Source organism: Mycobacterium innocens (assembly GCF_900566055.1).
GTDB classification, from domain to species: domain Bacteria; phylum Actinomycetota; class Actinomycetes; order Mycobacteriales; family Mycobacteriaceae; genus Mycobacterium; species Mycobacterium innocens.
Window position 1 is genome coordinate 1 of the sequence record NZ_UPHQ01000226.1, and the last position, 14,791, is coordinate 14,791.

Genomic DNA, 14,791 nt, shown 5'->3' on the forward strand with positions numbered 1-14,791 from the left:
ATACAGTTCGGTCAGGAGGGCATCGAGGTCTGTCTTCATAACTGTCCATCGGTGCCCTCCAACCACATCCTTCACAAGCCGACACGCCGAGAGTGCAACCACTGCGGCGCCGCTCGGCGTGTCGCCGCCGCCAGTACACACTCGGCGCAGCCGATGCACACTCCGCGCGCAGTTGGGAATTACTCATCTAGCTGGCCTGGTACTTCCCATTAGTCAGGTCATACGCAAGTCGCAGCCCGGCCAGATCGACGGATGACCAAGCTTCATCCCCGGCGACCGAAAAACCTACGCCGGTCCGGTTTGAATGGCGACGAGCGACTTGATCAATCCGGCGAATCGTTCGTACCAGATGGTCGATGACGGGAAGTATCGACGCATCTGCGAAATGCCAATCAGGTCAATCTCGTCGACTTGTTCCTGCGCCTCCGCACGAGTGTGGGTCCGAATGTGGCCGCGGTTCCAATGCATCGATATCTGCACGCGCGCTTCGTAGGGCAACCATTGCATACCGGGAAAAAGCCAGTGCGGTTCGATCGGAAAATACCGATACGGTGTCTGCACCCAATGCCGGTCGGCCAGCGAGCAGACGTTGTCGGCCAATCGTTGGCGCCGCGCGTGGCCGCCCACATGCTCGAGCAGCGAATTGGAGTACACCAGATCGAAGTGGTCGCTCGCGACCGCGCCGGGCAGATCGCACGCGTCAGCCTGGATCGCGACAATGCCCTTGACCGGGCCGTCGACCGGCGACTCCTGCGGTCGCAGGTTTACCACCGTGACCGATTCCGGCAGCACCGGCGCCAATCGCCACGACTCGGGTGTTCCGCCGAGGTCCAGCACTCGCATTTCCCGAAGCGACGGGAAGGTCTCGATGAGGTGCCGCCACCGTCGTGCCCGAGCGCGCCCGGACAACGATCGTCTCGAATTGACGCCCGTAGCGACATCCCGCAACCAGGTTGACATCCGCCCCGACTCTTTGAGGTCGCCCGTCCGTGAATCTGCATTGCGGCGTTCGAAACACCTGCAGCGGGCAAGTGCCGCGTAGCGAGAGTAAACGGTCGCACCGCCGGCCGCAAGAGGGTGATTTATCCAGACAGAAAACAAGACTGAACAATTCCGGCCGGAATCGACTTACGACGATTACACGCCGAAGACGGCATAAATGCTGACGGTGGTAAATCGGTCGAGCCGCCGGAACCGCTTGCGGGCTTTCTCGAGTACCGGCAGTAACCGCTTGTCGCCGCAGTTGTAGGCGAGGTGAATGATCCGCAGCCCGCTGTCGTCGAACGCGGCCCGGAACTGGTCGGGGGTATTGCCGTTGAGGCCGATGTCCAAGAGCGAGCCCACCGGATGTCCGTTGTGCCGGGCGGCGGCCGCATACACCACCCGCTTGGGCAAAACCGCATGCGCCCACGGCACTTTCAGCCCCGTGCGGCCATGGTCGCCGTAGGGGCTGTAATACAGCGGGCTGAAACCTGCATACAGAATTCCCTGTGGCCGGGCCAATTGCTTGTCGAGCGCCTTCAGCAACGACGCGACGTCCGGGGCATGCTCGAAGGTGTCCTTGGAAACGATCACATCGAACGGTTCGGCTACCGGCAGGGACATCGCATCGGCCGCTCGAAATGTCACCCGGTTGAGCAGCTGGGGAAATTCCTGCGCCACCTTGCGGTTGGCGAATGCGATGAGGTTCTCGTCCAGATCGACGCCTAGCACACTGGCCCCCGCTTGAGCCATCTCGATGGACAGCGCTCCGAGGCCACAACCGACATCGAGCACGCGTTTGCCGGTCCAGTCCGGGGCCGCGACTCCCAGTCGGCGCCAATACTCTTTGTTGGACTCCGTCTGCAATTCGAAGAACTGCTCGGCGTACTCTTCACTTTGCGTCAACGCGGCGCTTCCCGTCTGTGCGATGGTGTGGCAACAGAATCTAGCCGGTTCGCCGATACGGTCGACACGAAGCCACTTAACGCGAAAGCGCTGCCGGCGTGCTCGCCAGGCGGGTCCACAGCTGCGTCAGCCGCTGATACCAGCGGTCGAGTCCGAAGTCGCTCGCCCGGTCGCGTGCGGCGCTGCCCAGTCGGGCCCGCAGCTGTTCGTCGGTCACCAGTGCGCTCAGCGCTTCGGCAATCTCACCGGGGCAGCCGGGCCGGACGATCAGGCCGTCGGCGCGATCGCTGACCACCTCCCCCATGCTGCCCACCATCGTGGTCACCGGCGCCAGCCCGTACGCCATCGCCTCCAGCAGCGCCAGCGGCAGACCTTCGTCGTAGCTGGGCAATACGAAAACATGTGAGTTGCTGAGCAATTCGTCGCGTGCCGTGGAGTCCAGCCAGCCCGCCACCCGGATGGTCGCGCCGAGTCCGGCCAGGTTGACTGCCGTGCGTACCTCGTCGACCTCGCCGTCGCCTGCCAGCGTCACCCGTAGCCGGCTGCGAACCGTGATGTCGAGTGCGGCGACGGCGGCGATCACGTCATAGCTGCCCTTGCGTGCCCCCAGCCGACCCAACGACACCGCGTGGACCGGCTCCGCACCGAATTGGGTCACCGGTGTGTCCGGAATCCGGACTGCGTTGTGCAACAAGCTGATCCGACTGTCGGGCAACCGCAACCGACTGGCGTACTCCGCGACGTGACGCTCGCCCAGCACCAGCCAGCAATCGGCAGCCAGCATGCGCGGCACCGTTGCCTGGACCCGCGGCGGCAGTCGATCGAACCAGCCGCCGAAGTCGTAGCTGTGGGCGTGCACCACCGTCGGTACGCCGGTCAGCCGCGCCGCCCACAGCGGCAATGCTTTTCGGATCACGCTTCCGCCGTGCGCCAGGTGAACGTGCAGAACATCGGTGTGCCCGCGCAGCACCAGCCAGGTGGCGCGCACCATTCCGTGGACACCGACCCACAGCCGCCGCCACCGGGGTTCGTCGACGAACGTCGGCACCACCGTGATGCGGATTCGCTCGTCGGGATGTGCAGCCATGAGCGCGATCACCGCCGCCATGCCGCCCCGGCTGTCCGCCGCGGTCGGCGCCGGACCCACCACCAGCACCCGCAGCCTGTCCGCCACCGAAGTCTCCCCGACCGAATTCACCTGAGTCCACCGGTGACCACCGGCGTCCGGTTGGCGACCGTCTCGTCCGCTTCCGGGCCGGTGGGCCGCGCGCCGGCGAACCCCATTGTCGCTCCCAGGGCCAGACCAAGCGAAACGGCGTCCGTCGGCATCTCCGGCAACGGCCACACAGTGGACATCGCGAGGAGGCCGGCGCTAACCGCAGCACTGATCTTCGCCGGCGCCGAGGCCCGGCGCAGCGCCCGGAACAGCGGTGTCAGCGCGAATAAGGCAAACGCCGCCATGCCCACTGCCCCGGCTTTGGCAAGCCACCACAGATAGAAGAGGTGGGAGTAGGTCGGATAGAACTTCATGGTGAACTCGTCCGGGTCATTCCCATACGGCAGCTGATAGGCGTAACCCAGACCGTGGCCGAACAGCGGCGCCTGGGCGATCGCGCGGTCGAGGTTGTCAACTTCGCGCAGCCTGTCCAACGTCGACGGGTCCACCGCCAGCGCACCCGTCGAAACCCCGCCGAGGACCCGGCGATTGAATGCGCTGAACTGTTCGGCGACCCACGTCCCGGTCGGCGAACCCTTCAGCAAGAACAGCGACCATGCCAGCGTCGCCGCGATAACGACCGCGCCGATCGCGGCAAGGGTGACCGATCGGCGCAGGGCTGACCAGCCGAAGCCGGCAAGTAAGGCGCCGACGGCGGCCACCGCGAAAGAGATCAACGGGTTTCGGCTGAATGACAGCAACGTAATGATCAACGCGGGTGGGCCCAGCGCCAAATACATTGCGGGCCTTACTCCCCCGACGATCGCGGCGGCGATCAGGGCGGTCAGCACGGCGGTGGCCGGTGTCTGGGCCGACAGGATGATGCGCAGGGCCTCGCCGGCACCGGTACCTTGCAGGCTTTCGGACCGGCCGGCGAGCCGGACGGCATGAAACGAACCCACAATCGCCATGGCCGCCGAAAACCACAGAATCACGACCATCGCGCGGATCGACCCTTTGACGTAATTGCCCTTCACGATCAGCACCGCAAGGATGAACCCGGCGACCATTTCGAGCAGCGTCGTCGATTCACGGATCACCACCCAGGCGGCATGTCCGGCGGCCAATCCGGCAACGGTCGAAAACACCACGATCAACGCGAACATCCCCGGCAGCGCGAAGTCGGAGAACCGCGGTTTCACGATGGGGATCAGGTAACAGATCGCCAGCACCAGCGCCGTCTGGTAGGCGTAGATCACCGCCGGGCCGACGACCTTGCCGACGTGCAAGTCGGCCGGCAGTGCCGCGAACGCCCAGAAAAGCGCGACCCAGACCATCGCTTCGGGCTTTGCCCAGTACACGACCAAGCTGAATATTGCGGCGATCAGCATCAGCCCCTGGCCGGTCTGGCGTACCGCGAACACGCCGACCAGAAAGCACCCGAACAGAAAAACGGCCAGCAGTACTCCGGCCGTCACTAAGCGATAGCGATCCCGTAGGTACAGAATCACGGCGACCCGCCGACCTTTGCCCGGTAGATCCGAGCCGCGGCTCTGGTGTGCCGGGGCACTCGGGCGTCGGTCAGCACGGTGCCGGCGATCTGCGCCCCGGCCGAGCGCAGCGCGGTCAGCGCATCGTTGAGTTCATCGACGGTGGTGCGCCCCGCCCGCACCACCAACACCGTGGCTTGAACGGCGCCGGCCAGTAGACCGGTGTCGGCTGTCGCCAGCACCGGCGGCCCGTCGACCACCATTCGGTCAAAACGCGACGACAGGTCCGCCAGCACGGTGTCGATCACTTCCGGCAGGTACGCGCTGCAGGGCGAGGTCTCGCGTCGGACGAACCGGGACGCGAGGATGAACAGCTTCGAAATCGGCGTCCGCTTCACAGCCTCGGCGGCAATAGCGGGGTTGGCCAGCGCGTTGGCCAGTCCCTCCCCCGATTCGACTCGCAGCAAACCGGCGATCACCGGTCGGCGGGTATCGCCCTCGACCAACAGAACGTCTTCGCCGAGTTCGGCAAGCGCCAGCGACAAGTTCAGCGCTGTAGTCGTGGTTCCTTCACCGCCGAACGGCGCTGCCACCAGCACGCGACGGGCCTCGGGTCCGACGGCCCTGAGCAGTCGGGCGCGCAAGCCGCGCACCGCGTCGTCGACCGTGACGTCGGTGCCGAACCGCGGTGTGGTGCCGTGCTTTCCGGGCAGCTCGGCCAAAGTCGGCAGACCGGAAAGTTGTTCCAACTTCCCGCGGCTGCGGACGGTGCGATCGCTGGCCTCCCGGGTCAATGCCACCGCGATGCCAAGCAGCACCCCGGCGGTGAGTCCCATCGCCATGTTCCGCAACGGCATCGGCCTGCTCGGACGACTGGCTATCTCGGGCTGCTTGACGACCATCGCTGCGGCCGTCGGAATCGGCTTGGGCGGTTGGGGCGCGTCCCTGCCCTGCGGAGAGCCCTGCGGACGCGCGTTCACATCGAGTGTCGGGACCAGCGTGGCAAACGCATCGGCCATCGCTCCCGCGAGCAGCGCGGCACGCTTGGGATCGGTATCGGTGACGGTGATCGTGAACAGCATCGATTTCGGGGTGTATTTCACCTGGGTATTGCTCACCAGGGTGTCGCCGCTGATGGGGAGTTGGAGCCGACTGACGGCGCGCTCCGCTACGGCCCGCCCACCGGCAATCTCGGCGTACGACGACAACCGGTCTTGTGCAGCCTGCCCGCCCCAATACACCTCGGTGACGTCGGTCGCACCGGCAATCGAGATGAGAACGGTGGCCGACGACTGGTAAGCCTTGTTTTGGAAGACCGTGACGGCCGCCGCACCGGCCAGACAGGCCAGCAACGCGGCCGCGACGAGTTTCCAGCGGGTGAGGAGGGTCTGAACGAAGGTGCGGAAATCCATCCACTGCCCTTTCTTGACCCGATGCCACACGAATAGGGCCGATACGGTTCACTGCGCACCCGGCGCGCCGACCGCGAGCACATTATGCAGCATCGCCAGGCAACGTATCGTCAAGATCGCTGCGTAAGGCCGAACAATCGCAAATTTTGCTGACTCACGGTATGCCGCGCCGTCCATTTCCAGGTGACAGTGGCCGGCGGGTCACGCTGCAGGTATCAGTCGTTCGCCTGCCTGGAAGAACAGGTAGGGAGTCGGGCATAGCGTAGGATCCAAGCCGCAGCGTATGTTCACGCCCAGCAACGGCGTAGCCGTAGCGGATGCCCATGGACGCCCAGCCGGTGATCGCGAGGAAACGCTGCCGGAGACCAGACAAATGCCCGTAGCACGCTCAGTCAAACGCTGGCTGGCCCCGGCAGCAAAAGCTGTCGCGCCACGCTTTTTCTGGCGGCGGAAATACCGTTTGCTACAACGCCTCGGCCAATCCCGCCCGGACGTGCGGCTGGCGGCGTCGTTATGCGATCCGAACCGCGTTTCGCTGGATATCGGAGCGGACGTCGGCGAGTTCACGATCGCGATGTTGGCGTCGTCGCGGGCGGTCATTGCGTTCGAACCCCGGGCCGCCCAAGCCCGAGACCTGGCGACGATGTTCGCTGCGGTCGGCGCCGCGGTGCGGGTGGAAGCGGTGGCGCTCTCGGACAAGCCCGGCGTGACGGCCATGCGAGTGGTCGAATCCGAACCGGGCCGGAGCACGATCGACACCAACAACGTCCTGGGCGACGTGGATGGCAGCGCAGTCCGGAGCATCGACGTGCCGGTCAAACGCCTCGACGATCTGCAGTTCGCGGACGTCGGCCTGATCAAGATCGATGTCGAGGGCCACGAACTGGCCGTGTTGCGCGGCGCCGCGGAAACGCTGCGGCGCAACCGGCCGGTGATTCTGGTGGAAGCCGAGGAACGCCATCGCCCCAACGCCGTCGCCGACATCACCGCGTTGTTGACCGGCTTCGGCTATGCGGGCTACTTCGAACTCGGTGACGCTCGGCTGCCGGTCGAGGAGTTCGACCCGACGCGGCATCAGAACCCGGCAAACATCGGCGGCCCGGACGACCTGTGGGCGGTCCACGGCGTCTATGTCAACAACTTCGTCTTCGTCCCCGCGGAAGGGTGAGGCGGTGTTCTTTGGTGCGGCTAGCCACATCAAAAGCAGGTGGTTTACTCGGCTATCGACGGCCCTGGGGCTGCATCATGCGTCGACAGCTACGTTGCGGCGCTGATCAAGCGGCTTGCGTTGACGTGCTCAAACTCTGTGGAGCTAAGGGGGATTCGAACCCCTGACCTATTCGATGCGAACTAAACCAACTGGGCGTTTGTGGCGTTGACCGGTGCTGACGCCGGTTGTAAAACACAAGGTGGAGGCGTTGACGGCGTTGATCCGCGCCAACCTGTTTTGCATCTACTGCGGCACGGCTGCGGCAAACCTGCCCCAGGACGACTAGGCCAGCAAACACCACGGCCACGCGGCCTGTTCGTTCCGGAGACAAACAGCCGGGTTGGGCGCAATGATCGGGGGAGAATGCCAACTCACCCATCAACGATGACCGCGCCGACCACCTACCCGTGTCCGCTGAATTACGGGACGCAGCTCCCGAATACACCAGTGGTGGCACCGCAATGGCCCAAGTCCTCTATCGGGCGAATCAAGCAACTCGAGACCGAGATCATCGCGTACGCCGCGAGCTAGGCTAGGCGGCCCGGCAGCCGGCTACAGGCTGTCGGTCGGTGGGATTAGATGCCTGCGAAGTACTTAGAGACTGCGACGGTGCCGTCGAAGTAGTTCGCGTGGGTGATCTTCACCGTGTCCAGCGAATCTGAGCCGATCAGCACAATCTCGATCGAGTCCGACTCTTTCATGTGTGCACGTTCGAGCCGGGCGTATTCGGCCATCGCATTCTTGGCGTCGGTACCGAACTCTTTCAGGTCGATCAGCTGGGCGCGGTTGTGGTCGAACACGAGCAAGAAGTGCTTGAGCTGCGATGCAGTCATCGACGAACTCCTTGCAGGTAGGGTTGGGCGGCCTCTCTCAGTGTATATACCCGATGCAGAAGCTCTGGGCCCACAGTTTGGTCGTGTTCTTCGAGCGCCATCGCCTCTGACACCGCCACGAACCAGTCTCGCACGGGGGGACCGCCGCCAGCTTTAATATCCAACCCGAACCGAGATGTGACGCTTTCAACGGTGTAAGCCCATTCGTGCTGAACCTGCGTACGGAGTTGGACCTCGACAAGGCGCCCCTGATAGCGGACGATCACGTGCACTGCGCGGTAGCCGTCCGGTTTCGGCTGGACAACGTAATCCTTGGTTCTTACAGTGACTGGGTCTCCTGCATACCTCGATTGGACGCGCTGCACTTCGTCCAGGCTCCGCAGAACGGCGCGGCAGCCGCCGATGTCGTGCATCCGGCCCAGATTCATCCCGGGCTCGCGGCTGAGCTTGTCGATGATCGTCGGAATGCGCTTCAGCCGCTGCGAGACCTCAATATGAGCGCAGCCCATTGTCGCGACGCGGGACCGCAGGCCCATTGTTGCGGCGCCGAGAGGACGAGCGTGCGCTGCGCGCCATGCTTCCAGGGTGTCGAGTGCGGCGAAGATCTGTTCGGGTGTGATTTCCCTGCCGGCGGAGGCCTTGACCCGATTCCCTGTCACGCGCACCTTGCGCAAGACGTCGCCCGCGCGGTTCACCGCGGAGACGCTCGGCACAGACGCAGCCACGTCAGGGAACGCTACCGCCCTCGCTTGACGCCCGGCCCCCTGCTGAAGAAGCGACACGCCGGCTGCCATGTTCGCTACCAGCGAAAACGCTGACGGCGCGTCTTCACCCCGGGTTGCCGGTGCCCGCCGATAGCGTTGTCGTCATGGCGGTTACCGGCGTGCTCGACCTCGCCGACGCCCGCGCGAAACTCGAGCGGGCGAAGGAGCTGCATGCCCAACTGGACGCCGCGATCAGCACATGGATCGACGGCGGTGGCGTCGAGGCGCAATCGCGACGGTCTGACCAGTTCGTCTGCTACAAGGGCTTCGCCAAGGTCAACGCCCTGCCATCAATCAACCTCGCACTCCGCGCGGGCGAAGTCCTCCACGCCCTGCGCTCGGCCCTCGACTACACCGCATTCCAGATCTATCTGGCTGGCGGCGGCGCGCCGAACGGCGAGGGCGCGCATATGGTGGAGTTCCCGATCGTCGACGACCCGGCTAAATGGGACAGCACCGTGAAGCGGAAGGTGCCGGGCGCGTGGCCCGCGGCGGTGAAAGCACTGCGGGCGGTGCAGCAATTCAAACAGCCCCCGCCGCCATCAGGACTTCCGCCAATCGCCCCGCTCCTTACGCGGTTGCGCATCCTCGGTGGGACCGACAAGCACCGCAACCTCAGCCTTGTCGCGACTGGTGCCTGGTCGGCCAGCGCGATATCACCTGCTATACAGCCGTGGTACAAGGTGGACATTCGCATCTACATGCCCGGTCCGTTGCTACCCCTCGAACCTGGGAAAAAGGTTGTGGTGTCCCAGGTGGCGGCCCACCCCGCCGGCCCTCACCACCATCCCGATGACACCTACACCTGGGCCTCGGGCATCCAGCTTGAAAAGCCGGCGCCGCCGGAACTCAAGTTCGGATTCCGCGCCAACGACGGAACTGAAATCAACACACGGGAGCTGCCTACCGTGATCGACCTCGTGGAGTCGATCGTGCAACGGTTCGCCGTGTTGCCGGGCCCGTGACCGTCGCGGCGCTAATCTTCGGCATCCTGGGCACCGTGCTGGCCGCCGGATCGAATCGAGCTGGCAGGTGTGGTCATGTACTTGCGCGGGAAACTCGCCCTACTATCCGGGCGCGCCGATCGCGCCTCGGAGCACGTGCATCAATGCGTCCGACCGATCCAACTGCTGCGCCTTGTGGATGCGGGTTCGATCAGGCAGCGCCACCGCATCCCAGTGCTTGCGGCGCGCCGCGGTGATCTTGCCCCGGTTTACGGCGTCATCCACCGCTGCCTCGATCTTGGCCTTGGTGCCTGCGGCGGCGATGCGGCGGCCCTCCTGGGCGTCGCGCTTCAACGCCGCCAGGGTGTCGGCGTCCAGCAGTTCCAGGCCGTGTTTCTTCGCGGCCGTTAGCGCTGGCGCCAACGTCAAGGCGGTGCAACGCAAGTTGGGCCACGCGAAGGCCAGCATGACGCTCGATGTGTACGCCGACCTGTTCGACGAAGACCTAGACGCTGTTGCCGCGAACTTGGACGCGGCAATCAAATCTGCTGCGGCACGCCTGCGGCAGGCGCCCGTCTCGTAGCCCATCGGGAAGGAAAAACCGCTGCTCAAACTGTGTGGAGCTAAGGGGATTCGAACCCCTGACCTACTCGATGCGAACGAGTCGCGCTACCAACTGCGCCATAGCCCCTGATCGCTAGCAGGCTACCAGCCGCGGCAGCCGATGACCGAACTGCCGGGGCTACTGACCGACGGCGCGGGGTAGATCGCGCGACCACCCGTAGTGTCGCATCGGGACCGCGCTGTCCAGGTGCTCGAAGATCGGGTCCTCGTCGTCGATTTCCAGGACCACCGCGCCGGGACGCCGCAGCCGGGACGGCACCACGTCGTAGTCACGGTCATGAGCGTTCTCCACGCCGACCCGCGCCCGCGCCATCCGATGCATCCGGCGACGTCGGACCTTCTCCTCGATCCGGGTCTGCCGGCGCAAATAGGCTAGGTAGAGCGTCGTGACGACGGTGGCGCTACCGCACAACCACCATGCCAGCGGCGTCACCTCGAAGGCCGCAACCGCCGAGCCCACCAGGACCAACGCCATCGCCATCAGCATGCGTTTGCGAAACGCGTACTTGCGCGCGCTCACCGCGGCGGCGGTCTTGGTGTCGAACCGGCGCCGCCGTGAGGCACCGGGGGTGAAACTCGCCGGCGCGTCATGGTCGTCCTGGGGATCCTCCGCGGGTTCCAAACCGGACGAGTCCTCGACGTATTCGTATTCGTCGTCCGCACGGCCGGCACGATCGGCATGCTCCTGGTCGCCGGCCCGCACAGCGAACAGTTCTGCGGTGTCGAGTTCGGACTCGTCAGCGGCGTCGTCCCCGATGGCGGGTTCGTCCGCAGCGGATCGGCCATCGACTGCCAGCGGCGTGGGCTCGGCCATTCGGGCGCTGTCCCCGACCGGAAGCGCTCCCGCAGTCTCCTCGACCACCTCGACGTCCAGGTAATCCGGCCTGTCGGCCTCGGTTTCGCCAGCCGCGCTCGCGTCGCCAACCTTCAAGACGACCGCCCCCGGGCGGCTGACATCCGGGGCAACCTCGGCGTCCTTCGCCACGTCATGGACCGGAGCGGTGTCCTGATCGTCGTCGTCGTCGGCCTGGCCGACGGGCTCGGTGCCCCAGTCTTCCTCGGGCTTCCAGTGGGGGTCGCTGCGATGACCGGCGGCCGGACCCGTGCGCTTGAGCAGCCGCGCACTGGCGCCGCCGTTGAGCACCCGGGTCGCCAAGGCGACGTCGCTGGTGCGCCGCACCGCGTCGCGTTTGCTGATGAGCATGGGCACCAGCACGAACAGCCAGAGCACCACGAGCGATATCCACAAGAGCGACTGCGGGATGCTTGGCATGGTGACCTGCTCCTTTCTCCATGCGGCAGATCGTTGGCCAATGCGGCCGGTTCATGCGCCTTAGGCAATTACACACCTGTAATTTGCCTCTCACAAGCACCATTAGTCACACGTGTCGCGTCAGCCACACTTTTCCCGACCAACGGCGGCCGGCCCGAGCCCTGCTGAATCGCACCCTGCGGCGCCGGATCAGGGCAAACTCGCCCGGCCGGCGCGGATCAGCCTCGACACCACCGACCCGTCGACCTCTTCGATGGTGATCGCCACCAGCAGGTGGTCGCGCCATGCCGAGTCGACCTCGAGGTAACGGCGCAACAGCCCCTCCTCGCGAAAACCGACCTTTGCCAAAACGGCACGGCTGGCGACATTCTCCGGACGCACGGTGGCCTCCACCCGATGCAATCCCACCCGGCCGAAGCAGTGGTCGAGGCCCAGCGCCAAGGCTCCGGTGGCCACCCCGCCACCGGTATGCGTGCTCGGTACCCAGTAGCCGATCCAGGCCGATCGCAGCGCCCCGTGAGTGACGTTGCCAATGGTCAATTGACCGCAGAACTTCCCGTCGAGCTCGATGACGTAGGGCAGCATGCGGCCTTTGCGCGCCTCAGAACGCAGACCCGAACACACCGCCGGCCAGGCGGCGACCGAATGCCGGAGCGCCCAGTCACCTTCCGCGCTGGGCTCCCACGGCTCCAGGTGGGCACGATCGGCCATCCGGATCCGGCTCCACTGGGCGCCGTCGCGCATCCGGACCGGTCGCAACCGGATCACTCCCGCCCTGACCCGCAGCGGCCCGACGTTCATCGGCCACCCGGGATGCCGGTAACTCGAGCGCAACAGGTTCACAAGAAGGTGCCGCGGTTGCGCCTAGCCGTGCTGGGCCAGGAAGGCGACGTCGACGATCTCGCCGGTGCGTATCTGCTCTGCTCCGGTGGGAACCACAACCAGACAGTTGGCCTCGGCCAAGGTGGCCAGCAGGTGCGACGATCCGCCCGCGGCCCCGCCCAGCGCCTGCACCAGGTACTCGCCACTGTCCTGATCGCGCATCAGCTGACCGCGCAGGTAACCCTTGCGCCCCGCCACCGAGGTAATCGGCGACAAGGTGCGGGCCTGCACGATCCGGCGCATCGGCTGCCGCTTGCCCAGCGACAGCCGGATCAGCGGCCGGACCATCACCTCGAAAACCACCAGCGCGCTGACCGGATTGGCCGGCAGCAGAAACGTCGGAACCCGATCCCGCCCCAGCTGCCCGAACCCCTGGACAGATCCGGGATGCATCGCGACGCGGACGACTTCCATCTCGCCGAGTTCGGACAGCACCGAGCGCACCGCTTCGGCGGCCGCGCCGCCGACTCCGCCGGCGATCACCACCAGCTCCGCGCGGTTGAGCTGACCCTCGACGATCTCGCCGAGTTCCTTGGGGTTGTTGCTGACGATGCCGACCCGGTTCACCTCGGCCCCGGCATCCCGGCCGGCGGCGGCCAGGGCGTAGGAGTTGACGTCATACACCTGCCCGTTGCCCGGGGTCCGACAGATGTCGACCAGCTCGCCACCGACGGCCATGACCGACAGCCGCGGACGCGGGTGCACCAGCACCCGTTCCCGGCCCACCGCGGCCAGCAGCCCCACCTGCGCCGGGCCGATGATGGTGCCGGCCCGCACCGCAACGTCACCGGGCTGCACATCGTCACCGGCATGGCGCACATAGGCACCCGACGGCGCGCCGCGCAGCACCCGCACCCGCGACATCCCACCGTCGGTCCACCGCAACGGCAGCACGGTATCGGCCAAGGTGGGCAGCGGGGCCCCGGTCTGCACCCGGGCCGCCTGGCGCGGCTGCAGCCTCGTCGGGGTGCGCGCACCCGCTTCGATGGTGCCCATCACCGGCAGGGTCACCACGTCGCGATCGTCAAGAGTGGCGTCGTCGGCCAACAGCTCGGCGCCCACGGCTCCGAGGTTTTGGCCGACACCCATCACGTCGACGCTGCGCACCGCGTAGCCGTCGATCGCGGCCTGGTCAAAACCGGGCAGCGGGCGCTCGGTCACCACTTCTTCGGCGCACATCAAACCCTGCGCCTCGGCAATGGCAACACGGATCGGTCTCGGGGCTACCGCGGCGGCCGATATCCGGGCCTGCTGCTCCTCCACAGAACGCACAGCGCGCCTTTCCGTCGAGCCAGGTGGGCGAGCTGGACCCGACCACCCGGGTCGCCCCGAGGGCGGGTCGCCCCACGCTGCCCGGCTACTGCTCGGTCAGACCCAATCGCGCCACCAACCATCGCCGCAACTCCGGGCCGTAATCGTCACGATCCAATGCAAAGTCAACCGCAGCCTTGAGGTAGCCGCCGGGATTTCCCAAGTCGTGTCGGGATCCCCGGTGCACGACCACGTGCACCGGATGGCCCTCGGCGATCAGCAGCGCAATGGCGTCGGTGAGCTGAACTTCCCCGCCCGCGCCGCGGTCGATGCGGCGCAACGCATCGAAGATCGCCCGGTCGAGCACATAGCGACCGGCCGCCGCGTACATCGACGGGGCGGCCTGCGCCTTGGGCTTTTCGACCATCCCCTTGACCCTCAGCACGTCGGCCATCTCGGCATCCGGGGCCGGTTCGACGTCGAAGACCCCGTAGGCGCTGATCTCCTCGGGCGTCACCTCGATGGCGCACAACACCGTGCCGCCCAGCCGGGCCCGAACCTTCGACATGGTCTTCAGCACCCCGGTCGGCAGCACCAGGTCATCGGGCAGCAGCACCGCGACGGCGTCCTCGTCGGCCGCCAGCGCGGGCTCGACGCAGCCGATGGCGTGTCCGAGTCCCAGCGGCTCGGACTGCACCACGGACTCCACCTTGATCAGCTCCGGAGCGCGGCGCACCTTGGCCAGCATGGCCGTCTTGCCGCGGGCCTCGAGGGTGCCCTCGAGCACCAGGTCCTCGACGAAATGGGCGACCACACTGTCCTTGCCCTCGGAGGTGACGATCACCAGGCGCTCGGCACCGGCGGCAGCCGCCTCGGCGGCCACCAGCTCGATTCCGGGCGTGTCGACCACCGGCAGCAGCTCCTTGGGCACCGTCTTGGTCGCGGGCAGAAACCGCGTGCCCAGGCCGGCTGCCGGGACGATCGCCGTGAAAGGGACCGGAACATCTGATGACATCGTTCACACGATAACTCTCACCGGATTTGCCGGGTGGGTTCGGAGTGGCG

General features: G+C 66.0%; 14 protein-coding genes, 1 tRNA gene and 1 pseudogene. 3 read left to right on the forward strand and 13 right to left on the reverse strand.

Annotated features, from left to right (window positions below; all coding sequences use genetic code 11):
* Nucleotides 1–285 precede the first annotated feature (285 nt).
* From EET03_RS21720 to EET03_RS21740, 5 genes are all read right to left on the reverse strand, one after another.
* Nucleotides 286–960 (reverse strand): class I SAM-dependent methyltransferase, encoded by a 675-nt coding sequence (locus EET03_RS21720; protein WP_075541597.1) that lies wholly within the window; start codon nucleotides 958–960, stop codon nucleotides 286–288.
* Between the two features lie 177 nt (nucleotides 961–1,137).
* Nucleotides 1,138–1,887 (reverse strand): class I SAM-dependent methyltransferase, encoded by a 750-nt coding sequence (locus EET03_RS21725; protein ID WP_244232478.1) that lies wholly within the window; start codon nucleotides 1,885–1,887, stop codon nucleotides 1,138–1,140.
* 76 nt (nucleotides 1,888–1,963) lie between these two features.
* A complete protein-coding gene (locus tag EET03_RS21730; RefSeq protein WP_244232479.1) occupies nucleotides 1,964–3,061 on the reverse strand; it encodes a glycosyltransferase family 4 protein in 1,098 nt (365 codons plus the stop codon).
* A gap of 20 nt (nucleotides 3,062–3,081) precedes the next feature.
* The gene (locus EET03_RS21735) at nucleotides 3,082–4,554 is read right to left on the reverse strand and encodes an O-antigen ligase family protein (protein ID WP_075541595.1); all 1,473 of its coding nucleotides are present in this window, start codon (nucleotides 4,552–4,554) and stop codon (nucleotides 3,082–3,084) included.
* The gene (locus EET03_RS21740; RefSeq protein ID WP_075541604.1) at nucleotides 4,551–5,945 is read right to left on the reverse strand and encodes a tyrosine-protein kinase domain-containing protein; all 1,395 of its coding nucleotides are present in this window, start codon (nucleotides 5,943–5,945) and stop codon (nucleotides 4,551–4,553) included. The genes EET03_RS21735 and EET03_RS21740 overlap by 4 nt, the downstream gene beginning before the upstream one ends.
* Before the next feature lie 373 nt (nucleotides 5,946–6,318).
* Between EET03_RS21740 and EET03_RS21745 the strand changes: the two genes are divergently transcribed.
* Nucleotides 6,319–7,113 carry an FkbM family methyltransferase gene (locus EET03_RS21745; RefSeq protein WP_075541594.1) on the forward strand — a complete coding sequence of 265 codons (795 nt, stop codon included), beginning with the start codon at nucleotides 6,319–6,321 and terminating at the stop codon, nucleotides 7,111–7,113.
* A 617-nt stretch (nucleotides 7,114–7,730) separates the two neighbouring features.
* Here the strand turns inward: EET03_RS21745 and EET03_RS21750 are convergent.
* Nucleotides 7,731–7,988, reverse strand: a complete 258-nt coding sequence (locus EET03_RS21750; protein ID WP_075541593.1) for a hypothetical protein — start codon at nucleotides 7,986–7,988, stop codon at nucleotides 7,731–7,733.
* Nucleotides 7,985–8,713 carry a RelA/SpoT domain-containing protein gene (locus tag EET03_RS21755; RefSeq protein WP_167470681.1) on the reverse strand — a complete coding sequence of 243 codons (729 nt, stop codon included), beginning with the start codon at nucleotides 8,711–8,713 and terminating at the stop codon, nucleotides 7,985–7,987. Before EET03_RS21755 ends, EET03_RS21750 begins: the two co-directional genes overlap by 4 nt.
* A 143-nt stretch (nucleotides 8,714–8,856) precedes the next feature.
* Here EET03_RS21755 and EET03_RS21760 point away from each other — a divergent pair, with 143 nt between their 5' ends.
* The gene (locus EET03_RS21760; RefSeq protein ID WP_075541591.1) at nucleotides 8,857–9,717 is read left to right on the forward strand and encodes a hypothetical protein; all 861 of its coding nucleotides are present in this window, start codon (nucleotides 8,857–8,859) and stop codon (nucleotides 9,715–9,717) included.
* A 102-nt stretch (nucleotides 9,718–9,819) separates the two neighbouring features.
* On the opposite strand, the gene EET03_RS21765 is transcribed toward EET03_RS21760, so the two are convergent.
* Complete coding sequence (locus EET03_RS21765) at nucleotides 9,820–10,125, reverse strand: hypothetical protein (protein WP_167470680.1); 306 nt, start codon at nucleotides 10,123–10,125, stop codon at nucleotides 9,820–9,822.
* Between EET03_RS21765 and EET03_RS21770 the strand changes: the two are divergent.
* Nucleotides 10,100–10,279 (forward strand): annotated as a pseudogene (locus EET03_RS21770) (tyrosine-type recombinase/integrase); the annotation flags it as partial. The gene EET03_RS21765 and the pseudogene EET03_RS21770 overlap by 26 nt on opposite strands.
* Nucleotides 10,280–10,314: 35 nt before the next feature.
* On the opposite strand, the gene EET03_RS21775 reads toward EET03_RS21770, so the two are convergent.
* The 5 genes from EET03_RS21775 to EET03_RS21795 all read right to left on the reverse strand — a co-directional run bounded on the left by EET03_RS21775 (nucleotide 10,315) and on the right by EET03_RS21795 (nucleotide 14,741).
* A tRNA-Ala gene (locus tag EET03_RS21775) sits at nucleotides 10,315–10,387 on the reverse strand.
* A 51-nt stretch (nucleotides 10,388–10,438) separates the two neighbouring features.
* The gene (sepX, locus tag EET03_RS21780; protein WP_099193727.1) at nucleotides 10,439–11,593 is read right to left on the reverse strand and encodes a divisome protein SepX/GlpR; all 1,155 of its coding nucleotides are present in this window, start codon (nucleotides 11,591–11,593) and stop codon (nucleotides 10,439–10,441) included.
* 189 nt (nucleotides 11,594–11,782) lie between these two features.
* Complete coding sequence (locus EET03_RS21785) at nucleotides 11,783–12,436, reverse strand: GNAT family N-acetyltransferase (RefSeq protein WP_082274490.1); 654 nt, start codon at nucleotides 12,434–12,436, stop codon at nucleotides 11,783–11,785.
* A 21-nt stretch (nucleotides 12,437–12,457) separates the two neighbouring features.
* The gene (gene glp, locus EET03_RS21790) at nucleotides 12,458–13,747 is read right to left on the reverse strand and encodes a molybdotransferase-like divisome protein Glp (RefSeq protein WP_099193728.1); all 1,290 of its coding nucleotides are present in this window, start codon (nucleotides 13,745–13,747) and stop codon (nucleotides 12,458–12,460) included.
* 85 nt (nucleotides 13,748–13,832) lie between these two features.
* Nucleotides 13,833–14,741, reverse strand: a complete 909-nt coding sequence (locus EET03_RS21795; protein WP_075541586.1) for a UTP--glucose-1-phosphate uridylyltransferase — start codon at nucleotides 14,739–14,741, stop codon at nucleotides 13,833–13,835.
* Nucleotides 14,742–14,791: the final 50 nt, after the last annotated feature.